The 22,401-nt window shown below is 73.1% G+C and carries 24 protein-coding genes and 1 riboswitch; of the genes, 11 read left to right on the forward strand and 13 right to left on the reverse strand.

Translation table 11 applies throughout. From position 1 onward, the window contains the following. Positions 1-2 precede the first annotated feature (2 nt). Complete coding sequence (locus tag KHP12_RS08810; RefSeq protein ID WP_086881411.1) at positions 3-1,319, forward strand: sensor histidine kinase; 1,317 nt, start codon at positions 3-5, stop codon at positions 1,317-1,319. Positions 1,320-1,457: 138 nt separating this feature from the next. Further along, positions 1,458-3,338 carry a transglycosylase domain-containing protein gene (locus tag KHP12_RS08815; RefSeq protein ID WP_211832424.1) on the forward strand — a complete coding sequence of 627 codons (1,881 nt, stop codon included), beginning with the start codon at positions 1,458-1,460 and terminating at the stop codon, positions 3,336-3,338. Here the strand turns inward: KHP12_RS08815 and KHP12_RS08820 are convergent. Together KHP12_RS08820 and ctaD are read right to left on the reverse strand one after the other, a co-directional pair. Continuing rightward, positions 3,325-3,672, reverse strand: coding sequence for a hypothetical protein (locus tag KHP12_RS08820; RefSeq protein ID WP_199334891.1), 348 nt, complete (start codon positions 3,670-3,672; stop codon positions 3,325-3,327). The two genes, KHP12_RS08815 and KHP12_RS08820, sit on opposite strands and share 14 nt — an antisense overlap. Before the next feature lie 2 nt (positions 3,673-3,674). Further along, positions 3,675-5,339, reverse strand: a complete 1,665-nt coding sequence (gene ctaD / locus KHP12_RS08825) for an aa3-type cytochrome oxidase subunit I (protein ID WP_086881414.1) — start codon at positions 5,337-5,339, stop codon at positions 3,675-3,677. A 104-nt stretch (positions 5,340-5,443) separates the two neighbouring features. Here ctaD and KHP12_RS08830 point away from each other — a divergent pair, with 104 nt between their 5' ends. Both KHP12_RS08830 and KHP12_RS08835 read left to right on the forward strand, forming a co-directional pair. Beyond that, positions 5,444-6,031 carry an RNA polymerase sigma factor gene (locus KHP12_RS08830; protein ID WP_086881415.1) on the forward strand — a complete coding sequence of 196 codons (588 nt, stop codon included), beginning with the start codon at positions 5,444-5,446 and terminating at the stop codon, positions 6,029-6,031. Further along, a complete protein-coding gene (locus KHP12_RS08835) occupies positions 6,028-7,011 on the forward strand; it encodes a CU044_5270 family protein (RefSeq protein ID WP_211832427.1) in 984 nt (327 codons plus the stop codon). Before KHP12_RS08830 ends, KHP12_RS08835 begins: the two co-directional genes overlap by 4 nt. A gap of 64 nt (positions 7,012-7,075) precedes the next feature. On the opposite strand, the gene KHP12_RS08840 is transcribed toward KHP12_RS08835, so the two are convergent. Next, a complete protein-coding gene (locus KHP12_RS08840) occupies positions 7,076-7,864 on the reverse strand; it encodes an Fpg/Nei family DNA glycosylase (RefSeq protein WP_086886534.1) in 789 nt (262 codons plus the stop codon). Between the two features lie 85 nt (positions 7,865-7,949). Between KHP12_RS08840 and KHP12_RS08845 the strand changes: the two genes are divergently transcribed. Further along, positions 7,950-9,098 (forward strand): PP2C family protein-serine/threonine phosphatase, encoded by a 1,149-nt coding sequence (locus KHP12_RS08845; protein WP_210608758.1) that lies wholly within the window; start codon positions 7,950-7,952, stop codon positions 9,096-9,098. A 124-nt stretch (positions 9,099-9,222) separates the two neighbouring features. Beyond that, a riboswitch (SAM riboswitch) is annotated at positions 9,223-9,369 on the forward strand. A 345-nt stretch (positions 9,370-9,714) separates the two neighbouring features. Beyond that, the gene (locus KHP12_RS08850; RefSeq protein WP_051572909.1) at positions 9,715-10,560 is read left to right on the forward strand and encodes a glutathione S-transferase C-terminal domain-containing protein; all 846 of its coding nucleotides are present in this window, start codon (positions 9,715-9,717) and stop codon (positions 10,558-10,560) included. A 123-nt stretch (positions 10,561-10,683) separates the two neighbouring features. Here KHP12_RS08850 and KHP12_RS08855 read toward each other — a convergent pair whose 3' ends face one another. Then, on the reverse strand, positions 10,684-11,427 hold the full coding sequence (locus tag KHP12_RS08855; protein ID WP_211834823.1) for a Mut7-C RNAse domain-containing protein: 744 nt from the start codon (positions 11,425-11,427) through the stop codon (positions 10,684-10,686). Between the two features lie 170 nt (positions 11,428-11,597). Between KHP12_RS08855 and KHP12_RS08860 the strand changes: the two genes are divergently transcribed. Both KHP12_RS08860 and KHP12_RS08865 read left to right on the forward strand, forming a co-directional pair. Further along, positions 11,598-11,789, forward strand: a complete 192-nt coding sequence (locus KHP12_RS08860; protein ID WP_211832430.1) for a hypothetical protein — start codon at positions 11,598-11,600, stop codon at positions 11,787-11,789. After that, positions 11,783-11,995: an FCD domain-containing protein gene (locus KHP12_RS08865; RefSeq protein WP_086881177.1), complete on the forward strand. Its 213-nt coding sequence runs from the start codon at positions 11,783-11,785 to the stop codon at positions 11,993-11,995. The genes KHP12_RS08860 and KHP12_RS08865 overlap by 7 nt, the downstream gene beginning before the upstream one ends. A 59-nt stretch (positions 11,996-12,054) precedes the next feature. Here KHP12_RS08865 and KHP12_RS08870 read toward each other — a convergent pair whose 3' ends face one another. The 8 genes from KHP12_RS08870 to KHP12_RS08905 all read right to left on the reverse strand — a co-directional run bounded on the left by KHP12_RS08870 (position 12,055) and on the right by KHP12_RS08905 (position 18,121). After that, positions 12,055-12,255 carry a hypothetical protein gene (locus KHP12_RS08870; protein ID WP_167442445.1) on the reverse strand — a complete coding sequence of 67 codons (201 nt, stop codon included), beginning with the start codon at positions 12,253-12,255 and terminating at the stop codon, positions 12,055-12,057. Between the two features lie 56 nt (positions 12,256-12,311). Beyond that, positions 12,312-13,184 carry a YhjD/YihY/BrkB family envelope integrity protein gene (locus KHP12_RS08875; RefSeq protein ID WP_086881176.1) on the reverse strand — a complete coding sequence of 291 codons (873 nt, stop codon included), beginning with the start codon at positions 13,182-13,184 and terminating at the stop codon, positions 12,312-12,314. 150 nt (positions 13,185-13,334) lie between these two features. Then, a complete protein-coding gene (locus tag KHP12_RS08880; RefSeq protein WP_086881175.1) occupies positions 13,335-14,195 on the reverse strand; it encodes a MauE/DoxX family redox-associated membrane protein in 861 nt (286 codons plus the stop codon). Beyond that, positions 14,192-14,827, reverse strand: coding sequence for a cell wall protein (locus KHP12_RS08885; RefSeq protein ID WP_086881174.1), 636 nt, complete (start codon positions 14,825-14,827; stop codon positions 14,192-14,194). Before KHP12_RS08885 ends, KHP12_RS08880 begins: the two co-directional genes overlap by 4 nt. 13 nt (positions 14,828-14,840) lie before the next feature. Next, complete coding sequence (locus tag KHP12_RS08890; RefSeq protein WP_086881173.1) at positions 14,841-15,263, reverse strand: septal ring lytic transglycosylase RlpA family protein; 423 nt, start codon at positions 15,261-15,263, stop codon at positions 14,841-14,843. A 152-nt stretch (positions 15,264-15,415) separates the two neighbouring features. Beyond that, entirely contained in the window at positions 15,416-16,573 is a 1,158-nt protein-coding gene (locus tag KHP12_RS08895) for an acetyl-CoA C-acetyltransferase (RefSeq protein WP_086881172.1), read from the reverse strand. A gap of 24 nt (positions 16,574-16,597) precedes the next feature. Continuing rightward, complete coding sequence (locus KHP12_RS08900) at positions 16,598-17,236, reverse strand: TetR/AcrR family transcriptional regulator (RefSeq protein WP_086881181.1); 639 nt, start codon at positions 17,234-17,236, stop codon at positions 16,598-16,600. Between the two features lie 99 nt (positions 17,237-17,335). Beyond that, positions 17,336-18,121, reverse strand: a complete 786-nt coding sequence (locus KHP12_RS08905; protein ID WP_086881171.1) for an SDR family oxidoreductase — start codon at positions 18,119-18,121, stop codon at positions 17,336-17,338. A 75-nt stretch (positions 18,122-18,196) separates the two neighbouring features. Here KHP12_RS08905 and KHP12_RS08910 point away from each other — a divergent pair, with 75 nt between their 5' ends. The 3 genes from KHP12_RS08910 (at position 18,197) to KHP12_RS08920 (ending at position 21,567) form a co-directional block, all read left to right on the forward strand. Beyond that, a complete protein-coding gene (locus KHP12_RS08910) occupies positions 18,197-19,387 on the forward strand; it encodes an acyl-CoA dehydrogenase family protein (RefSeq protein WP_086881170.1) in 1,191 nt (396 codons plus the stop codon). 79 nt (positions 19,388-19,466) lie between these two features. After that, positions 19,467-20,504: an acyl-CoA dehydrogenase family protein gene (locus KHP12_RS08915; RefSeq protein ID WP_086881169.1), complete on the forward strand. Its 1,038-nt coding sequence runs from the start codon at positions 19,467-19,469 to the stop codon at positions 20,502-20,504. A 58-nt stretch (positions 20,505-20,562) separates the two neighbouring features. Continuing rightward, positions 20,563-21,567, forward strand: coding sequence for a LacI family DNA-binding transcriptional regulator (locus KHP12_RS08920; protein ID WP_138910777.1), 1,005 nt, complete (start codon positions 20,563-20,565; stop codon positions 21,565-21,567). 43 nt (positions 21,568-21,610) lie between these two features. On the opposite strand, the gene KHP12_RS08925 is transcribed toward KHP12_RS08920, so the two are convergent. Further along, positions 21,611-22,351, reverse strand: coding sequence for a PaaX family transcriptional regulator C-terminal domain-containing protein (locus KHP12_RS08925; RefSeq protein WP_086881167.1), 741 nt, complete (start codon positions 22,349-22,351; stop codon positions 21,611-21,613). Positions 22,352-22,401: the final 50 nt, after the last annotated feature.

Here is a 22,401-nt window from a genome sequence, read left to right on the forward strand (position 1 = left end):
CGATGGCGCTGAGATGGCGGATCGTCGCCCTGGTGGCGGCGGCGACGTGTGCCGCCGCGGCCGCGGTGGGCATCCTGGTGCACTACGCCTCGCGGGACCGCGAACTGTCCCAGGCGCGCGACGGGGCGCGGACCACACTCGACCGCGCCGCGGTCATCTACGCCCGCACCGGCGGCGTCCAGGGCTCCGGCGCGGTGCTGGACGCGCCCGGGCTCCCCGCGGATCTGCGGCGCCTGGTGGACAAGGGCCATCAGGGCACCGAGTTCACCACCGGCCCGGGCGGACCCGCGATGTGGGCGGCCCGGCCCGCCGATGACCAAGTCCTGTCCGTACGCCTGGACATGAGCACCGCGATGCGCGACATCGGCGCGCTGGACGCCAACATCATCCTGGCCGGGCTGATGACCACCGCCGTGGTGCTGCCGCTGGGTGTGCTGACCGCCGAGCGGATGAGCCGGCGGCTGCGGCTGGCAGCGGCCACCGCGCGGCGGATCGCGGCCGGGGACCTGGACGCCCGGATCTCCCCCGCCACCCGCCCGCACGACGAGATCGCCGAGATCTCCGGGGCCGTGGACTCGATGGCCGCCGCGCTCCAGGAGCGGCTGCTCGACGAGCAGCGGTTCACCGCCGATGTGGCGCATGAGCTGCGCACTCCGCTGATGGGTCTGGTCACCGCCGCCGAGCTGCTCCCGCCGGGCGAGGCGGCCGGGTATGTGCGGGACCGGGTGCGGGTGCTGAGCACGCTGGTCGAGGAGCTGCTGGAGATCTCCCGGCTGGACGCGGGGGCGGAGGAGGCCGATCTGTCCCCCTGCCCCCTGGGGCCGGTGCTCGAGGAGGCCATCGCGGGCACCGGGCTGTCGGCGCGGCTGCGGACCGGCGCGGCGGAGGACAGCGGGAAGGAGAACAGCGAGCGGGAGGAGCTCGAGGACACCGGACAGCGGGACGCCGCGGACGGCCCGAAGGTGTGGACGGATCCCCGTCGGCTGACCCGTATCGTCGCCAATCTCGTGGTCAACGCCCATCGTCACGGCCGCGAACCGGTCGAGGTGACGGTGGCGGCGGACGGCCGGACCGTGACGGTCCGCGACCACGGCACCGGCTTTCCGGACGATCTGCTGGAGAAGGGCCCGCAGCGGTTCCGCACCGGGGTCCGGGAGCGGGGCCGGGGCCATGGTCTCGGGCTGACCATCGCGGTCGGTCAGGCTCAGGTCATCGGCGCCACGCTGGAGTTCGGCAACGCACCGGACGGTGGCGCGGTCGCCACGCTGCGCCTGCCCGAGCGGCCCGAATCGCCGGAGCCGGGACCGATACACGGCTGATACATCGTCGAGCGGAAGTCGAGACCCGGCCGAGCCCCCGCCGAGACCGTCCGTTGCGGTTCCGAAGATCTTCGCTGAGGAGGATGGCGCCGACCCGCGCGAAACCTCGCGGCCGGGATCGACGGAGGAGCAATCGGCATGGCAGGTCCCCTGACGGCACTACGCGTACGGTTCACACCGGACTCGGAGCAGACGCCGCGGGACACCAGACCCCCGGGCCGACGGCGCGGAGCGAGAGGAAGCGGGAGGCGGAAGCGGACCGGCATCCGGCGGTTCTTCACCTGGCGGAAGCTGCTCGCCTATGTGGCCGCCCTGTGCGCCCTGCTGATCGGGGCGTTCACGGTGCTCTACTACTCGATCGACATCCCCAAGGCCAACGCCCAGGCGAAGGCGCAGAGCAACGTCTACAAGTTCAGCGACGGCACGATCCTCGCCCGCACCGGCGAGATCAACCGCGAGATGGTCACCCTCGACCGGGTGCCCACGGGTGTCCAGCACGCGTTCGTGGCGGCCGAGAACAAGTCCTTCTACAAGGACTCGGGCGTGGACCCGACGGGCATCCTGCGGGGGCTGGTCAACACCGTGACGGGCAAGGGCACTCAGGGCGGCTCGACCATCACCCAGCAGTACGTCAAGAACTACTACCTGAGCCAGGAGCAGACCGCCACCCGCAAGATCAAGGAGCTGGTGATCTCCCTCAAGGTCGATCAGCGCAACTCCAAGGAGGACATCCTCGCGGGGTATCTGAACACCAGCTACTTCGGCCGCGTCGCCTACGGCGTCCAGGCCGCCGCCCGCGCGTACTACGACAAGGACGTGGACGACCTCACCGTCGAGCAGGGCGCCTACCTCGCGGCGCTGGTGCAGGCCCCGAGCCAGTACGACTGGGCCGTCGCGAGCCCCAAGGCGAAGCGCCTGGTCACCCGGCGCTGGAACTACGTCCTGGACAACATGGTCGACATGCACTGGCTGGACCCCGCGGAGCGGAAGCGGATGCGCTTCCCCGTGCCGGTGGCCCCCGAGCCCGCCCCCGGTCTCGGCGGCCAGGCCGGGTATCTCGTGGACGCGGCCCGCAATGAGCTGATCGCCTCCGGCGTCAGCGAACAGGAACTCGCCGCGGGCGGCTGGACCATCACCCTCAACGTCGATCCGGCCAAACAGCGGGCGCTGGAGGAGACGATGCACCAGGGGCTCGACGGCTCCGCCAAGGGCGAGCGGGCCCGCGCGGACGCGGCCGCCACCCAGGGCGGCGCGGTATCGGTGGACCCGAGGAACGGGCGGATCGTCGCGCTCTACGGCGGCCGGGACTACACCCGGCACTATCTGTCCAACGCGGCCCGCGGCGACTACCAGGTGGGCGCCGTCTTCGAACCGGTCACCACCGCCGCGTCCCTGGACGCCAAGATGCGGGACGGGGCCACCGCAGACGGACTGCCGGAGGTCAAGCGCACCGCCGGGGCGCTGGGCATGGACACCGACGGCGACGGCTTCGCCACCAAGGAGTCGGTCGGGCTGGGGCTGATGGGCTCGAGCCCGCTGAGGATGGCCGGTGTCTACGCCTCGTTCGACCACGAGGGCAAGCGGGTCACCCCGAGCATCGTGAAGTCCGCCCGGCGCGGCGGCAAGACGGCCGGGCCGCCGAAGGCGGTGGGCGACCAGGCGATCGCCCCCGCGGCCGCCCAGCTGATCACCCGGAGCCTCATCGAGGACGGCGGGGCGAGCGCGGTACGCGCCGTCAAACGGCCCTCGGCGGGCAAGGGCGGGGTCTCCGACGACAAGAGGGCCGCCTGGTACGTCGGTTACACCCCGGACCTGGTCACCGCGGTCGCCCTCTTCGGCGAGGACGCCAAGAAGCGGAAGCAGATCCCCTTGCGGAACGCCCGTGTCCAGCGGGTCGCCGACCTCTGGAGCGACTACACCGGCCGGGCGCTGGGCGACGCACCCCCGGCCTGGTTCGACTTCGGCCCCGGGTCGGGGGCGGTTCCGCTCCCGGCCGAGACGGCGCCTATCGCACCGTGAGGGCGGCGCCGAGGCCACCGGCGAGGGCCGCGGCCCCGAGCAGGCAGGTCAGCAGCAGCCGGCGGCGCAGCGTGCGGTAGACCTCCTGGTACTCCGCCCGCAGCTCCTCGCAGCGCCGCACCACCGTGCGCAGGGTCTGCTCGGTGACGGCCAGCTGGTCCTGGACGTAGACCCGCTCGACCTCCGCCCGCTGGGCGGAGGTCAGCCAGTCGAGCCGGCCGGTGAGGCGGCGGGCCCGCTCCCGGGCCGCGTCCCGCTCGCCCTGTAGCAGCAGGTAGCCCTCGATCTGGTTGATTCCGGCGGCGATACCGGGGGGCTCGGCGGCTCTGGCCATACTCACGCCACACTCTCCTTCTGGCCGACATCGGGATGGTGCAGATCGAACGCGGGGGATTCGGAACGGATCTTCGGCAGGCTGACGAAGTTATGGCGCGGCGGCGGGCAGGAGGTCGCCCATTCCAGCGAACGTCCATAGCCCCAGGGATCGTCGGTGACGACCTTCTCGCCGTACTTGGCAGTCTTCCAGACGTTGTAGAGGAACGGCAGGAACGACAGGCCGAGGACGAAGGAGCTGATGGTCGAGATGGTGTTCAGGGTGGTGAAGCCGTCGGCCGCCAGGTAGTCGGGAATTCTGCGGAGCATTCCCTCGGCGCCCAGCCAGTGCTGCACCAGGAACGTGCCGTGGAAGCCCAGGAAGAGGGTCCAGAAAGTGATCTTTCCCAGTCGTTCGTCCAGCATCTTGCCGGTGAACTTGGGCCACCAGAAGTGGAATCCCGCGAACATGGCGAAGACCACGGTGCCGAAGATGACGTAGTGGAAGTGGGCGACCACGAAGTAGGTGTCCGAGACGTGGAAGTCCATCGGCGGCGACGCCAGGATCACCCCGGTCAGACCGCCGAAGACGAAGGTGATGAGGAAGCCGACCGCCCAGAGCATCGGGGTCTCGAAGCTCAGTGACCCCTTCCACATCGTGCCGATCCAGTTGAAGAACTTGATACCGGTGGGCACGGCGATCAGGAACGTCATGAAGGAGAAGAACGGCAGCAGCACACCGCCGGTGACATACATGTGGTGCGCCCAGACGGTGACCGAAAGGCCCGCGATGGAAATCGTCGCCGCGATGAGCGAGATATAGCCGAACATCGGCTTCCGGGAGAACACCGGAATGACCTCGGAGATGATGCCGAAGAACGGCAGCGCGATGATATAGACCTCCGGATGGCCGAAGAACCAGAAGAGGTGCTGCCAGAGCAGCGCCCCGCCGTTGGCCGCGTCGAAGACGTGCGCCCCGAATTGACGGTCCGCCTCCAGGGCGAAGAGCGCCGCCGCGAGCACCGGAAAGGCCAGCAGCACCAGCACCCCGGTCAGCAGCACGTTCCAGGTGAAGATGGGCATGCGGAACATCGTCATGCCGGGGGCGCGCATGCAGATGATCGTGGTGATGAAGTTGACCGAGCCGAGGATGGTGCCGAAGCCGGAGAGGGCCAGACCCATGATCCACATGTCGGCGCCGACGCCCGGTGAGCGGACCGCGTCCGACAGCGGGGAGTAGGCGAACCAGCCGAAGTCGGCCGCGCCCTGCGGGGTCAGGAACCCGCCCACCGCGATCAGCGAGCCGAAGAGATACAGCCAGTACGCCAGCATGTTCAGCCGCGGGAACGCCACATCGGGCGCACCGATCTGCAACGGCATGATCCAGTTGGCGAACCCCGCGAACAGCGGGGTGGCGAACATCAGCAGCATGATCGTGCCATGCATGGTGAACGCCTGGTTGAACTGCTCGTTCGACATGATCTGCGTACCCGGACGGGCCAGCTCGGCGCGCATCAGCAGCGCCATCACCCCGCCGATGCAGAAGAAGGCGAACGAGGTGATCAGGTAGAGCGTGCCGATCGTCTTGTGATCGGTGGTGGTCAGCCATTTCACGGCCGTGGCCCCCGGCCCGGGGCGGCGCGACGGCGGGGCGGCCGGCGCCGCCGCGACAACGGTGTTGTTCCTCATGACCGCTAGGTGTCCGGCACCCCGTAAATCATCACTCCGGTGGCCGGTCAGAATTGCCCGCCGCGAGGTGTGATGATCTGCGGTGTGCCGGACACCTTCGGATCATGAGCACCGACGACGCCTTCGACGCCGCCTACCGTGAGCATTACTGGGCGGTCAGCCGTTTTGTGGCACGGCGGCTGGACGACCAGGCATGGGACGTCGAGGAAGTGGTCGCCGAGGTCTTCGCGGTGGCCTGGCGGCGCCGGGCCGAACTGCCCGCGTCACCGCTGCCGTGGCTGTACGGAGTGGCCCGGCACTGTCTGGCCAACACCGTGCGCGGCAAGGGCCGTTACCGCAGACTGCTGCTCAAACTGGGCCACCACGAGGTGACGCGCGGCGGTCGCACCGTGGCGAGCCCGGACGCGGAGCGGCCGGGCTCCTGGGTGCTGGAGGCGCTGTCCCGGCTCGCCGAGGCCGACCAGGAGGTGCTGCGGCTGACGGCGTGGGAGGAGCTGACCGTCGAGGAGCTCGGCACCGTGCTGGGGTGCGGCCGGTCCGCCGCGGCGATGCGGCTGCACCGGGCGCGGCTGCGGCTGCGGGAGCAGATAGAGACCCTGCGCCGGGACGACCGGATCTCGCTGGGGTGCACGAGCGGCAAGGGCGACAGGGCCCAGAGCGCTGACAGGGCCGACAAGGATGGACAGGCATGACCGACGAACTGGATCTGCTTCGCGAGGCCAACCCCGTGTCCGCCGACACCGGCCCCTGGCGGGACCGGCCGCTGGACGCGCGGGCCGAGCTGCTGCTGGGGCGGCTGCCGTCCCGGGACCGGCGGCGCCGTACCGTCCGGCGGCGCGCGATCTGGAGCCTGGGCGCCGCGGCGGCCGCGACGGTCGTCGCCCTGGCACTGACCGTCTCGGGCACCGGCTCCTCCCCCGCCGTAGCCGCGCCCAGGCCGCTGCCGCTGGTGGCGCATGCCTCCCGGGCGGACGTATCGCTCGCCGAGATCGTCCGGCGGGCGCGGGCGGCGGCCGAGGAGTCCCCGGGGAAGAGCGAGCGGGGCAGCCACTACCAGAGCTGGGCGCTGAGCATGAAGTCGGGCGAGGACGCGGTGACACTGCCCCGGGAGTGGCTGACCCGCTGGAACGCGGACGGCAGCGGTTCCACACTGGAGGTGGCCACCGATCCGCGCCATCCGGGCCGCCCGGTGATCGAGGACGGTCCCCCGCCGCGTACGGTCCACGACGGCAAGGTGCTGAGCGAGGCGCACTATCCACCGGGTATCAACGGCGCCAACCAGAGCTACTTCGAGGACCCCCCGGCCGGTGCCTCCGCGCTGCGCGAGTATCTCGCCGTCTGGTCCCCGGGCGCCGACCGCGACCCGGAAGAGCTGCTCTCGGCCATCGGAGCCTTCCGCACGGTGTGGATCCCGGGACCGCGCCAGCGGGCGGACATCGTCACGCTGCTCTCCGGGATCGAGGGGCTCCGCCCGGCGGGCAAGGTCACCGACCGGCTCGGCCGGGAGGGACAGGGATTCCGGTTCACCGGCACCCCCGGGAGCCGTTATCTGATCGCCCTCGACCCGGACGACGGCAGGGTGCTGGACATCGAGGAGACGTTCACCCAGGACGATCCCGAGTACCGGGTGAAGGCGGGCGATGTGATGTCCTACACGGCCTACATCTCCTGACCACCGGCCACGGCGGGAGGGGCGGGCGGGCGGGCCGCGGGGGCGCGGCCGGCCCGGTCGGCCGTCAGGCGTCCTCCCGCTGGCAGTGGGGGCACCACAGGCTGGTCCGCCCGGAGATCCGGCCACGGCGCAGCGGATTGCCGCAGCGGGGGCAGTGCGGATCCGGATCGTCACGCCGCCCGGTGAGCCAGTCCGGGTCGTCCGGTACCCGCTCCGCCCGTACCGAGGCGCGCAGCACCTCGCGCAGCGCGGTGTGCAGCCGATCGCGCTCGCCGTCGGTCAGCGCGTTCACCGGCCGCCGCGGATGGATCCGGGCGTGCCACAGGATCTCGTCGCCGAGCAGATTGCCGAGTCCGGCGATCACGGCCTGGTCGGTCAGGGTGGCCTTGACGCGTCCGCGCCGCCCCTCCAGCAGCCGGTCCAGCTCGGCCCGGCTCAGCGAGAGCGCGTCCGGGCCCTGGTCGCCGATGATCCGGTCGATGTCGTCGTCGGTGGCGGCGAGCCAGATGCCCTTGAGTTTGCGCTGGTCCTCGTAGCCGAGGCGGTGGCCGTCGTCGAGGTCGAAGGCCACGCGCTGGAACCGGCCGGCCGGTTCGGAGTCCGCCCCGCAGACCAGCCGCCCGGTCATGCCGAAGTGGAGCACGACCGTGGGCCCGTCGGTGGGGGCGATCAGCCACTTGCCGTGGCGGCGCGGTGCCGCGAAGCGGCGGCCCTTGAGGTCGCGCTTCAGCCGCTGCGCGGTCACCCCGTGCAGCACCCCCGGATCGGCCACCTCCGCCCGCTCGACGCGGCGGCCCTGGGCGCAGGAGGCGAGCGTCCGCCGGAACCCCTCGACGTCCGGAAGCTCGGGCATAGCGTCAGGCTACGCCCGGGGCTTCCGTCGCGCGTTGCGGAGAGCGCCCCCGTTCGGGGGTCTTCATCGGATAAAGTACCTCATCATGCGATTCATTCGCGCCGCCCAGGGGGTGAGCGGTCGCAGCCAGACGCTGTTCGCGATCACACGGTGTCTGCCGTTCCTGGTCCTGGCGGCGGTACTCGGCATCGAGCTCTCCCCCGCGCACACCCTCTACACCGGCCCCCTGCTCTCCCCGGCGCCGGCGCTGGCGGCGGTGACCATGGGGCCGGTCGGCACCGGCGGGGTGGCGGTCCTGGCGGGCGTGGTCAGCGCGATCACCGCCATCCACAACGACGCCTGGGGCACCCCGCAGCTGTACACCAATCTGCTGGCCCTGCTGGTGGTGGCGGTGGCGAGCGTGGCGACCTGCGCGGTGCGGGTGCGCCGGGACCGCGAGCTGGCCCATGTCCGCCGGATCGCCGAGGTGTCCCAGAACGTGGTGCTGCGGCCGCTGCCCGCCCGGATGGGCGTGGTGAACACCGCCAGCGTCTATCTGGCGGCCGAGCGCGGTGCGCAGATCGGCGGGGACCTCTACGAGGCGATGTGCACCCGCTACGGAGTGCGGCTGATCGTCGGCGATGTGCGGGGAAAGGGGCTGGCCGCGGTGCGGTCCGCCGCGGCCGTCGTGGGCGCCTTCCGGGAGGCGGTGCACTACGAGCAGGACCTCGCCGAGGTGATGCACCGCTGTGCGGCCGCGCTGGCGCGCGAGGACGAGCTGCTGGACCGCTCCCAGCTACAGGATCCGCGGGAGCTCGAGGAGCAGTTCGTCACCGTGCTCCTCGCCCAGGTGGTGACGGACGATTCGCTGGTGCGGCTGATCAACCGCGGCCATCCGCCGCCCCTGGTGATGCACGAGGGCGAGGTGCGCTCCCTGGACCCGGCGCGCCCGCTGCCGCCGCTGGGCCTCGAGGAGTTCCTCGGCCCTCCCGCGATCGGCGTCGAGACCTTTCCGTTCCTGCCCGGTGACCGGCTGTTGCTGCACACCGACGGGGTGATCGAGGCCCGCAACGACTACGACGAGTTCTTTCCGCTGCAGCGGGCCATGGAGACGCTGGACTGCGCCACCCCGTCCGAGTACCTGGACGGGCTGCGCCACGCCCTGGTCCGGCACACCGAGGGACGGCTGACGGACGACGCGGCCATGGTCCTCATCGAGCGGGACACCGGCGGCGCGGACCGGCCGTTCCGCTGAGCCGTTCGCACCACCTCTGAGCCCGTTGTGCCACGGCGCCGTACATCCGCCGTACGGTCGGCCGGTGTTGGCCGCTTCGGCATGGGTTGACGCCCTCGCGGAGCGCGACGACACTGTCAGGGACGGTCACGATTGTCAGCGCCCACCGTGCGGAACCCCCGCTCAGGTGGGTCATCGGCCCCGGCTCGTTGACAGGCAACCCTTCTCCCGCGACGGGGTGCCCCCGGGTGACGACCAGGTTCCGTCGGCGTGGACGGGACAAGCGCGGTCTCGCTGCCTCGCGAGCCCCCGATGATGGGATCGGTGGAGATGCCCAGGACCGACAGCCACGGGGACGGCGTCCGCCGGCGTTCCCGTCCGTTGTCCCCGCTCCGCCGGCTCCGCCTCCTGACCAGACGGCTGCATATCGATCTGCTGCGCATCTGTAGCGCCTCCAGTCCAGCTCTCTGAGTCGGCCCGAGTCGACACGGTCACCGAGCGCGGCCCCGCGCGCCGGGGTCGGGTGTGTCCCGGCCCCGCCCCGGCGGGTGCCCCGCGCGGGCTTCCCCTCCGTCGTGCCACCGGCGCCGCCCTCGACCGGCGGTGGCCGGGGCTTCCGCCACTGCCTTGGAGAGCCATGTCCGAGACGTTTCCGGTCAGTTCAGGTCCTGCCGCTCTTCTCGACCCCGACCCCTGCTCGCCCCGCCCCCGGATCGCCCCGCCCGCGCCTCCGCACCGCTTCCGCAGCCGCATCGGCGTCGACCTCGCCGGTGGCTTCTATCCGGTGCCGCATCGCTATCGGCTCTACCTCTCCGCGAGCTGTCCGCTCTCACTGCGCGTCTCCATCACCCTCGATCTGCTCGGGCTGCGGGACACCGTGGCCACCACCCTCGTCGGGCTCCCGGAGGACACCCCCGAGGCGTACGCCGCGCTGCGCGGGGCCTACGAGGCCACCTGGCACCGCTACAGCGGACCGGTGGACGCGCCCGCGCTGTGCGACGGCTGGACCGGACGTGTCGTCAGCAATCACACGCCCGACATCCTGCGCGACCTCGCCGGCCATCTCAGCGACGACAGCGGGACCGGACGCCCCCGGCTGCGCCCGGCGGCCCTCGCCACGGACATCGACGCCCTCCGGGACCTGCTCGACGCGGACATCACCCACGCCGCCCGGCAGGCCGGGACGGCTGCCGAGGCGGAGTGCCGGGACGCGGCGCTGGAGCGGCTGCTGACCGCCCTCGGCCGGCTCGACCGCGGGCTGACGGCCGCGCCGTACGCCCTGGGCGAGGAGCTGACCGCCGCCGATGTGGACCTGTGGGTGGCCCTGGTCCAACTCGACACCGAGCACCGGCCCCTCCTGGACGCCGACGCGGCCGACCGGGTCTCCCGCCATGGGCGGCTGCGCGCCTATGTGCGGCGGCTGCACGCCCATCCGGCGTTCCACACCACGCTTCCGGAGGCCCTCCAGGACGAGGTGTCCTGAGTCTACGTCGAGGTGTCCTGAGGGGCGTCACGGTGCGGCGTCAGGCGGGCGGACACGATTTCCAGTGTGCTCCCCCGCCGCGGCCGTTGGCGCCGCTCGGCGGCGCGGCGCACGGCCCGGCGCTCAGGACAGCGCGGCCCGCGCGTCGCCGAACTCGCCCATCGCCCCGGCCACGATGGCCTCCAGACGGGCGTGGTGGGCGCCGCGCCAGTAGACCCGCTCACAGACCGTGCAGCGCGCGAAGACGTCGTAGGTGCGCCGGGTGCCGCGCTGGAGCCGCTCCCGGACCGTCTCCTTGTCGGCGTCCTCCAGTGGCCCGTTGCAGGCGGTGCAGCGGGTCCAGGGTGCCAGGCTCGGGGTGAACCGGCCGAGGACGTCGCGCAGCTGCTCATCGGGGCGGTCGCTGTAGACGTACGCCCCGGCCCACAGCTCGCGACGGCGCAGCAGCCCCCGGTCGCGGGAGAGCAGCACCCGGCGCTGGGCGGCGGAGCGCGCGGCCAGCTCGGGATCGCCGATGTCCTCGCTCTCGTACGCGGCGTCCACGCCCAGCAGCCGCAGCCGCCGCGCGAGGGTGCCCAGGTGCACATCGAGCAGGAAGCGCAGCGGCGCGCCCGGGACCCGCTGGGGGCGGACGACCGGCTGGACCTCCACGGTCTCCCCCGCGCCCGGCACCCGCGAGACGGCGGCCTCCTCGCCGTTCACCAGCACCCTTCCCACCTCGGTGAGCGGCACCCCGAGCGACTCGACCACATGGCCGAGGGTGGAGACGCCGTCGGTGACGACGGCCGTCCAGGGGCGGCGCCGCTCGGGGACGGCGAAGAAGCGCAGCTCAGGAGCGAGGCTGACGTGGATCTCGGGTCCGTTCACACCGCCAGCATGCCAGGCGCCCCCGGCCCGGGGCGACGGCGTTTCGGGGGTCAGGCCGTAGCGGACCAGAGCACCTGCCGGCGAGCAGGTGGCCTCCGGCACGGTCGTGGCCATGATCGGAGCGGAGTGACCGCGCCCCGGGGCCGAGCGGGACCTGTACCCGTCCGTACGTGCGCCGCGGTCCGGGCGGCGGCCTGGTCGTGGCCGAGCCCGATCCGGACGCCATGGTCCACGCGACAGCGGTCCATCTGCGCTACCGCAAGGTCGGCCCGCAGGCGCTGTTCGAGGCGCGCACCGCCCTCGAGGTGGCGGCGGTCCGCGGCGCGTCCGAGAACATCGACGAGGCCTCATCAATGTGCTGACGCAGCTGAGCGCGGCCGACTTCCTCGGCGCCACCGCGACGTTCGACAAGAAGGCGGCCCGCAGGGTGGAGTCGTCGAAGCAGGCCGAGGAGGTCCACCGGACGCACGAGGCGATCGCGGACGCGATCGTGGCGGGCGACGCCGCGCTGGCCCAGCACCGCGCGGTGCGCCACTTGAACGCGCCGGCCGCCGCCCTCGGCTCCTGACCCGCCGCCACAAGTCCGGCACGCCGGGGGCGGCCGCCGTCACCGCCGCCTCCACCTGGTCAACCGGCGCGGTGTCGAGCGGTGTCGAGGTGCACGGCCGGCCCTCGGTCGCCTCCTGCGCCGACCTCGACGCGGTCGCGGACGCCGTGGCGCGGATCGAGGACCTCGCCCTCGCGGTGGCGGAGGACCTGGAGTCCCTCGAGGCCAATCCACTGTGGGGTGGCGGGCGCCACCGTCGAGGCGCTGGACGCCCTCGTCACCTGGCGCAGCTCCTGACCAGGTGGCCGTCCCGGGGAGGAGCGTGCGGGCCGGGGCGTCACTCCGGCGGTTCGGCCGCCTTGGCCCGGTCGCGGCGCCGCTTGCGGCGCCAGGCCACCATCCGCAGATAGTCCTCGTGCAGCACCCGCCCGACGAGCGCACCGCCGAAGACCACGTAGCCGACGCCGACCAGCCAGGACTGGACGACCAGGACGGTGCCGACCGGGCCGTAGGAGACCGTGCTGGAGGCGATCAGAGGGGAGAACACCAGCTGGGAGAAGACCCGCAGCCCCAGCAGCCCGATGCTGGTGGCCAGCGCGCCGGGCAGCAGGGCGCCCCAGCTGATCCGTCCGCCGAGCAGCAGATACTGCGACCACCAGAAGAACAGCACCGTGCCCAGCACCGCCACCAGTACCCGGGAGAAGCCGGGGGCCAGATGGGCGGAGAGCAGCAGATAGCAGATCAGCACCACGAGCCACACCAGATGGCGCCAGACGGTGTGCCAGCGGCCGGCCGGCAACTCCCACACCTTCTCGTAGCCGACCTGGAGCACCGTGCCGAAGCGCAGTCCGAAGATGGCCAGCGTGGCCAGACCGAAGGCGGTGGTGGACTCCAGCGCCTGCTTGGGCGGGGCGAACAGCCGCTGCACCTCGTCCCGTGAGGTCGAGGTGAGCCCGAGGCCCTCGGCCAGCCACTGGGCGAAGCCGAGCCGGTTCACCGGATCGGCCGCGGCGACCACGATCAGCAGCGGCACCAGGGTGAGAAAGCCCAGGGCGGCGAAGCCCATCGCGCGGTGCAGCAGCTCGAATTCGCTGCCCCGGCGCCATCCGCGTCCGATCGCGGACCGGTCGAACGCGTCCTCCAGCCGCCGCCACCAGGGCCAGGACCTGGGCCCTCGGGAGGAGCCGGACGCGGACCGATTCTCGGACATACCCACTCCCCTACTCGCGCCACCGGCTCGACCTGGGCAGTGCCGTCCAGGCTACTCGGGGTGGTGACGTTCCGCCGGGAGCTCCGCCGGGCGTCCCCCCGGAACACCTGTGCGGTGTCCGGGTGTCCGTCGGTGCCCGCTCGGCGGGCTTCACGCCGTGGCCATGACCGGGGCCCCGCTGTCCGCGTCGATGACGCTGACCCGGACGGCGGGCTCGCGCACCGTGTCGAGGCTGGCCCCGGCGTCCACCGCGAAGAGCACCAGCACGGGCCTCGCGGCCGGGCCGCCCCCGTACACCCCGGCGAACTGGAGGATGCGCCAGCCGCCGTCGTCCCAGTGGTCCAGCAGCGCGGAGCGCACCACACGGGAGACGCTCTGCCAGGCGCGCGAGCGCTCCAGCAGTTCGACGGTCGCGGCGACCGGGACCGCCGTCCGCCCTCCGGTCGCGGCGAGCGGATGGCCGGTGATCCGCAGCCGCAGCCGGCGCAGCGGCATCCGCCAGCGGCGGTCGGGATCGGCGGAGAGGGCCGTCAGGGCCGCCGCCGCGGCCAGGACCAGGCACAGCGCCGCGGCCGGACGGCGGGCCGCCGCGGCCCACCAGGGCTGCTGGGCCAGGGCCGCCGCGGCCCCGCCCGCGAGGACCGCGGCGGCGCGGGCGAAGGAGCGCCAGGTGAGGGGGGTGTCCGGCCGTGCCGTACAGCCGCAGGAGGAGCCTGGCGCGGCGGCGCGGGCGTAGCCGAGGTAGCCGAGGAAGCCCGCGCCGAGGAGGGCGGCCGCCGCTCCCGGGAGCGGGGTGACGGGCGGGGCCAGCAGCGCGGCGGCGAGGAGGAGTTCGACCGCGCCGAGGGTACGGAGGGCGAGCGCGGCCCGGCCGCCGTCGCGCAGCAGCCGCGCGAGCGCGGTACGGGACGCCTGCCGGGCGGTGCCCCGGCCGAACAGCTTGCCCGCACCGGCCGGCCCCAGCACCCCGGCGAGCACCAGCGGGGCGAGGGCACAGACCAGGGCGCTCACCGCCGCCTCCCCGCGCCGGGGGCGACCGTGACCCGGACGAGGTCCACGGAGCCGTCGGACGGCCGCCACGCGCCGAGCACCTGGGCGCTCTGCCCGATGGTGAGCCGGGACAGATCGGCGGTGGGCGAGGCGGTGCCGTACGCGGCGCTGGTGGTCTCCGCCATGAGGTTGCCGACGATCTCGTGGTGCCCGTGGGCGAGGTGCAGCCGGGTCTTCTCGATACCGCGGATGGTGGCGTCGAGGTTCACGATGTTGACCCACACCGCGTCGGCGGCGAGGGTGCCGTCGGGCAGCGGGACGCCGCGGGCGTAGAGTCCGTCGCCGGTCTCGATGTCGGCCGCGGTGGTGGCCCGGGCCTTCCAGACGCTGGTGGCGCCCGTGACCCGCACCCGGGAGTGGTCGCCGTAGGAGCCCGCGACCGCCAGGACGTCGTCGTTGATCGCGGTGATCCGCCCCTCGGCGAAGGCGCTCTCGGCGACCGCCGGGTCCAGGGGGCGTATGGGCGCGGCGAAGGCGGCGTCGGCGTCCACCGCGCCCAGGGCGGTCGCCCCGACGACGGTGGCGCCATGGAGGGCGGCGGTGGTGAGGAAGCGACGGCGGTCGAGGGGGGTGCCGGTGCGGTACGCGCTCATGGCCGGGCCCGCCTCATTCGAAGATGGAGACCGGCAGGGTGCCGGAGCTCAGGCTGCCGATGGCGGAGAAGGCGGCGGGGGTGAGGTCGATGACCCGGTTGGTGCGGCAGACCCCGTCGCAGCAGGTGGACTCGGAGCAGAAGCTACGGGTGCGCGGGCCGCAGTCGCTGACGGTGACACAAACGCTCGCGCCCGAGCAGTCATGGCGCACCTTCATCACCGAGCCGCAGCCGCGCCGGGGTATGTCCTCGCCGCACAGGTCCGGCCGGGTGATGTCCCAGCACTCCTTGGAGGCGTTGGGCCAGGCGGCCTGAAGGGCGCTGGACCGGCAGGTGCCGCACGCGCCGCCGCCCGCGGAGGCGCATGGACCCCAGGCGCTGCCACAACAGAACCAGGTGGCCTCGCCGTTCCAGAGCTTGGTCGATCCGCACGCCATGGCACTGTCCTCCCGGCCTCGGTCCCGCCCTCGGAGCAGCACCATCATCCGCGGGGCCGGGCCCGGTCGCCACGGGAAGGCGTCCGGTCGGAGTCCTCACAACCGCTCGGCGATGCGCCGGACTCCGTCCGTCGAGTCGGTGGCCGCGGTCCTCACAACCGCTCGACGATCGTGACGTTCGCCTGGCCGCCCCCCTCGCACATCGTCTGGAGTCCGTAGCGGCCGCCGGTGCGCTCCAGTTCGTGCAGAAGGGTGGTCATCAGCTTGGCGCCGGTGGCGCCGAGCGGGTGGCCCAGGGCGATGGCGCCGCCGTTGACGTTGACCCGCTCGGGGTCCGCGCCGGTCTCCTTCAGCCAGGCCAGGACGACGGGGGCGAACGCCTCGTTGATCTCGACCAGGTCGATGTCGCCGATGGTCAGCCCGGTCTTCTTCAGCGCGTGCGCGGTCGCCGGGATGGGCGCGGACAGCATCCGGATCGGGTCCTCGCCGCGCACCGACAGATGGTGCACCCGGGCGCGCGGGGTCAAGCCGTGCTCCCGTACGGCCTGTTCGGAGGCGAGCAGCAGGGCCGCGGCGCCGTCGGAGACCTGCGAGGAGAGCGCGGCGGTGAGCCGCCCGCCCTCGATCAGCGGCTTGAGCGCGGCCATCTTCTCCAGGCTGGTGTCCCGGCGCGGCCCCTCGTCCACCGAGACGTCCCGGAACGGGACGGTCTCGCGGTCGAAGCGTCCCTCGTCGATGGCGCGCAGCGCCCGCTGGTGCGAGCTCAGGGCGAACTCCTCCATGGCCTCGCGGGTGATGCCCCATTTCTCGGCGATCAGCTCGGCTCCGTAGAACTGGCTGACCGGCCGGTCGCCGTAGCGCGCCCGCCATCCCTCCGAGCCCGCGAAGGGGCCTTCGGTCAGCCCCAGCGGCTCACCGGCCCTGCCGCTGGCGAAGCCGATGGGCACCATCGACATGTTCTGCACCCCGCCCGCGACCACCAGGTCCTGGGTGCCGGAGAGCACCGCCTGCGCGGCGAAGTGCAGGGCCTGCTGCGAGGAGCCGCACTGCCGGTCGACGGTCACGCCCGGGACCTCCTCCGGGAGCCCGGCGGCCAGCCAGCAGGTGCGCGCGATGTCCCCGGCCTGCGGGCCCACGGTGTCCAGACAGCCGAAGACGACGTCCTCGACGGCGGCCGGATCGGCGCCCGAGCGCTCCATCAGCGTGCGCAGGACATGGGCTCCGAGGTCGGCGGGGTGGACGGAGGCGAACCCGCCCTTCCGCCGCCCCACCGGCGTCCTTACCGCTTCCACGATGTATGCCTCGGGCATGGCAGCTCCTTGAGATCCCTCAGGTCATGACGGTCTTACGGTCGTTGTGTCTTCAGTCCGGTCCCGACGTGTCTGTTCTTCTCGCGGAGTGATGCCGTCCAGGACCATCGACAGATACTGGCGGGCGATCTCCTCGGGGCTGTGCCGGCCCCCCGGCCGGTACCACGAGGCGGCGACCCACACCGTGTCGCGCAGGAAGCGGTACGCCAGCCGGATGTCGAGGTCGGCGCGGAAGACCCCCTCGGCCACTCCGCGCTCCAGCGCGCCCAGCCACGCCCGCTCGAACCGCCCCTGCGATTCGCTGAGATAGCGGAAGCGCGGCTGGGTGGCGAGGTGCTTGGACTCCTTCTGGTAGATCGCGACGGCGGCGCGGTGCCGGTCGATCTCCCGGAAGGACTCGGTGACGAGTGCCTCGACGGTCTCCCGGGGGCCGAGTCCGGCGCCGAGCACCTCGTCGTACCCGGCCCAGAGCTCGTTCAGGAAGGTGGAGAGGATCTCGTCGACCATCGACTCCTTGGAGTCGAAGTGGTAGTAGAGGCTGCCCGCGAGCATCCCCGCCTCGTCCGCGATCCGGCGGACGGTGGTCGCGTTGTACCCCTGGGCGGCGAAGACCTCCGCCGCGGTCGAGAGCAGTTCACGCCGTCGCTCGGGAGACGGGGTCACGGTCGTCTTCTTCTCGCTGTTCTTCTTCTCGCTGCTCTTCGCACTGTTTCCGGTGGAAGCGCGGTTCCTGGTGGAATTCGGCACGTTCTCATTCTCGCCTCATGGGTGCTGGCTGCTCACGGACACCGTCTCGCCCGTCATGTACGACGAGTAGCCGCTGGCCAGGAAGACGATGACGTTGGCCACCTCCCAGGGCTCGGCGTACCGGCCGAAGGCCTCGCGCTCGGTGAGCGCGGCGAGCAGTTCGGGGGTGGTGACCTTCACCAGATGCGGATGCATGGCCAGGCTCGGCGAGACCGCGTTGACCCGCACCCGGTACGCGGCGGCCTCGACCGCGGCGCAGCGGGTGAGCGCCATGACGCCCGCCTTGGCCGCCGCGTAGTGGGCCTGACCGGCCTGGGCGCGCCAGCCGACGACCGAGGCGTTGTTGACCACGACACCGCCGTGGCCGCCCGTCTTCATCCGGCGCAGCGCGGCGCGGGTGCAGCGGAACGTGCCGTTCAGAGTGACGTCGATGACCTTGTCCCACTGCTCGTCGGTCATCTCGGTCAGCAGGGCGGTGCCACCGAGCCCGGCGTTGTTGACCACCGCGTCCAGCCGTCCGTGGCGCTCCTCGGCGAGGTCGTACAGCGCGGCGATCTGGGCCTCGTCGGTCACATCACTGGCGCGTCCGGCGACCCGCTCCTCGCCGAACTCCCCGGCGAGCGTGGCCACCGTCTCCTCGAGCCGGCGCTCATGGGCGTCGCCGAGGACGACACGCGCGCCCTCCTCGAGGAACCGGCGGGCCGTGGCGCCGCCGATTCCGGTGCCCGCAGCGGCGGTGATGACGGCCGTGCGACCGGTAAGGAGGCCGTGGCCGGGGACGTACGGCGCCTTGTTGTCCATCACGACGCCACGGTAACCTACCAAACACTTGTTAGGGAACCCGCCGACGGGGCTGATGGAAGGGGTGCTGGGCCGATGGACCTCGATCTCACCGAGCGGCAGTCGGCGTTCCGGGCCGAGGCCCGGCGGTGGCTGGCCGCCCACACCCCCGCCGCTCCCCTCCCCTCCCTGGAGACCGCCGAGGGGTTCGCGGCGCACCGCGCCTGGGAGCGCACCCTCGCGGCGGACCGCTGGTCGGCGGTGACCTGGCCCGAGGAGTACGGCGGCCGGGGCGCGTCGGTGATCGAGTGGCTGCTGTTCGAGGAGGAGTACTACGCGGCGGGCGCGCCCGGCCGGGTGAGCCAGAACGGGATCAGCCTGCTCGCCCCCACCCTCTTCGAACACGGCAGCGCCGAGCAGCGCGCCCGGATCCTGCCGCCGATGGCGCGCGGCGAGACGATCTGGGCCCAGGCGTGGTCCGAACCCGAGTCGGGCTCCGACCTCGCCTCGCTGCGCTCCACCGCCCGCCGCGCCGACGGCGGCTGGCGCTTGAGCGGCCAGAAGACCTGGTCGTCCCGGGCCGCCTTCGCCGACCGGGCCTTCGGCCTGTTCCGCAGCGATCCGGCGGCGGACGCACCGCACCGGGGGCTGACGTATCTGATGTTCGCCCTGGACGCGCCCGGTGTGACCGTGCGCCCCATCGGCCGCCTCGACGGCAAGCCCGCCTTCGCCGAGCTCTTCCTGGACGAGGTGTTCGTCCCCGACGGGGACGTCATCGGCGAGCCGGGGCAGGGCTGGCGCATCGCGATGAGCACGGCGGGCAACGAGCGCGGGCTGACCCTGCGCAGCCCCGGCCGGTTCACCGCGGCGGCGCGGCGCCTGGTGGCGCTGTGGCGGGAGCGGGCGGACGAGGCCGGGAGCGATACGGGGATCGAGGCGGCCGCGCTGCGCGACCGGGTCGCGGACGCCGTGATCGGCGCCCGCGCGTATGAGCTCTTCGCCTGCGCGGGCGCCTCCCGGCTGGCCGCCGGGGGCTCGCTCGGGGCCGAGTCCAGCCTGAACAAGGTCTTCTGGTCGGAGCTGGACATCGCCCTCCACGAGACGGCCTTGGACCTGCTGGGCCCCCACGGCGAACTGTCCGACGCCGCCGACGACCCGGACGCGCCCGGCCCGTGGTCCGACGGCTACACCTTCGCCCTGGCGGGCCCGGTCTACGCGGGCACGAACGAGATCCAGCGCGACATCATCGCCGAGCGGCTGCTGGGCCTGCCGAAGGGACGCCGATGAGGGGGGTGGCTCGGGGAGCGCGGACCTGGTACGGAGAGCGGCTCCGGGAGAGCCCGTCGGCCGGTGAGGGGGCGCCCGGATGAGGTTCGTGCTGGATGAGGCGCAGACGGACTTCGGCCGCACCGTGGACCGGATGCTCGGCGGGGCCGGCACACCGCACGCCGTCCGGGCCTGGGGGCGCGGCGAACACGCGCCGGGGCGCGCGGTGTGGGGACGGCTCGCCGACGCCGGGGTGACCGGGCTGGCCGTACCGGAGGCGTACGAGGGGGTCGGGCCGCTGCCCGTCGAGCTGGGCGTGGCGTATGTCGCGGCGGGGCGGCACGCCGTGCCGGGGCCCCTGGCCGAGACGGCCGCCGCCGCGGTGCTGCTGGCCGGACTCGCCGAGGGCGGCACGGCGCGAAGCGGGCAGGTGGCCGAGGACTGGCTGCCCCGAATCGCCGACGGGCGGGCGCTGGTGACGCTCGCGGCGGCCGACGGCGGGCCGTACGCGCTGGACGCGGACGCCGCCGACGCCGTCTTCGCCGTCGCGGGCGAGGAGCTGTGGCTGGCCCCGGGGCACGGGCCGGTCCAGCCCTCGTTCGACCCGGCCCGGCGGCTGGCCCGGCCGCTGCCCGGCGGTGAGCTGCTCGCCCGGGGCCCGGCCGTGGCCGCGGCCGCCGCACGCGCCGCGGACTGGGCCGCCTTCGCCACGGCCGCGCTGTCGCTCGGCACCGGGCTCGCGCTGGTGGAGCGCACCGCGGCGTACGTCCGACAGCGCACCCAGTTCGGCCGCCCGATCGGCTCGTTCCAGGCGGTGAAGCACCGGCTGGCGGACGCGCTCATCGGCCTGGAGTTCGCCCGGCCGCTGCTGTACGGGGCCGCGGTGGCGCTCGCGTCCGGGCCCACGGGCGGCGCGCTCGCGTCCGGGTCCACGGGTGACGTCCGCGCGGAGGTCGCGGCGGCGAAGGTGGCCACCGGCGAGGCGGCATACGCGGCGGCGCGCACCGCCCTCCAACTGCACGGCGCGCTCGGCTACACCGACGAGTACGAGCTCTCGATGTGGATCCGCAAGGCCCGCGCCCTGCGCTCCGCCTGGGGTTCCCCGTCGGTTTGCCGCGCCCGCGTCCTCGCGCCCTGACCGGTCTTGATCCATGCTGTATCGACCCATAGTTGAGCGAACAGCGAGGTATGCGCGGATGCACCGGCCCCGGCCCACCCTGGAGAGCGTGGCGCGGCGCGCGGGTGTCTCGCGCGCCACCGTCTCCCGTGTCGTCAACGGCTCGCCCAAGGTCGGTGAGGACAGCCGTGAGGCGGTCCTGAGCGCCATCCAGGAGCTGGGCTACATCCCCAACCAGGCGGCCCGCAGCCTGGTCACCCAGCGCACCGACTCCTTCGCGCTGGTGCTCCCCGAGGAGCCGGGCCGGGTCTTCTCCGACGACCGGTTCTTCCCGGGCGTGGTGCGCGGGGTGAGCCAGGAGCTGGAGGCCGCGGACAAGCAGCTGGTGCTGATGATGGCCCGCTCCGCCGCCAGCCGTGACCGCATCGAGCGCTTCGCGCTGGCCCGCCATGTGGACGGGGTCATGGTCGCCTCGATGCACGGCGCCGATCCGCTGCCCGCCGCGCTCGCCCGGATGGGCATCCCGGTGGTCTGCAACGAGCGGGTGCCGGGCCCGGCGTCGCCGCCGTACGTGGGGGTGGACAACGCGGCGGGCGCGGCGCTGGCCGTGGAGCATCTGATCCGCTCCGGGCGCACCCGTATCGCCACGGTCGCGGGCCCGCAGGACATGGTCGCCGGGATCGACCGGCTCTCGGGCTACCGGGCGGCGCTGGACGGGGCGCGGCTCGCGGAGCGGGTCGCGGTCGGGGACTTCACCCAGGAGTCGGGGGCGGTCGCGATGCGGGAGCTGCTGGACCGGGAGCCCCGGCTGGACGGGGTGTTCGTGGCCTCCGATCTGATGGCGATCGGGGTGCTGCGGGAGCTGCGCCGAGCCGGTCGGCGGGTGCCGGACGACGTGGCGGTGGTCGGCTTCGACGACATAGAGCCCGCGCGCTACACCGAGCCCCCGCTGACCACCGTGCGCCAGCCGATAGACGGCATCGGCCGCCGCCTGGCCCGCCAGCTGCTGCGCCTGACCGCCGGGGAGAGCATCGAGCCGGCGCTGGTCCTCCCGACGGAGCTGGTGATCCGCGAATCGGCGTAGCCGGGTGCGGGGCCGCGTCTCCCGCCGGGGGACGCCATCGTGTTCAGCCGCCCGCGTACCGCGGCAGCCACGCCCGGAAGTCGCGTTCGAAGGCGTCGTAGCGGCGGCGCAGCTCCGTACCCGGCCAGTCCTCCGGCAGGAGCCGGGCGGGGAGGACGGGGTCGGCGAGGAGGTGGCGGAGGGCGGCGGCCGCGACGGTGAAGCGGTCGGCCGGTTCCTCCGCGTCGTCCAGCGCCGCGCCGAGCAGCCGGGCCTGGCGGGCCCAGCCGCCCAGGTCCCACAGGCGCGCGGCGAGCTCGGCCGGATCGCCCTCCGGCGCGCCGGTGAACCAGCCGCACTGTTCGGCGGCGACGTCCGGGCGCGAGTGGACGAGATTGGCGGGGCGCGTCCAGGTGCCTTCGCGCAGTTCGGCCAGGCGCAGGGTGGCCATGGCCTGGCGGAGGGCGGCGCGCTCGGCCGCCTCGCGCCGGTCGGAGGTGACGATCGCGATCTCCCAGGCGCCGTCCCAGCGGCGGGTGCGCGGGGCCCGGCTCTCGTCCTGCCGCGCCTGGCGGGCCAGCAGCCGGTCGGTGAGCCGGTAGGTGCCATCGCTCTGCTCCAGGTCACCGGCGGCGACCATCCGGGTGAGCGCGACCCGGATGGTGCCCTCGGCGGTGCCGAAGAGCGCGCCGACCCGCACCAGGGCGCGGGCGGGCAGCTGGGGTGGGTGGAGGCCGAGCAGGGTGCTGAGCACGACCGAGCGCGCGGTCAGCGGCCGCAGGGTGAGCGTTCCGGTGTCGTCCATGGTTACGCGAAACCCTATCCATTACAGTTCTTCGTTGCGCATACTGGAAG

It is taken from the genome of Streptomyces asiaticus (assembly GCF_018138715.1).
GTDB classification, from domain to species: domain Bacteria; phylum Actinomycetota; class Actinomycetes; order Streptomycetales; family Streptomycetaceae; genus Streptomyces; species Streptomyces asiaticus.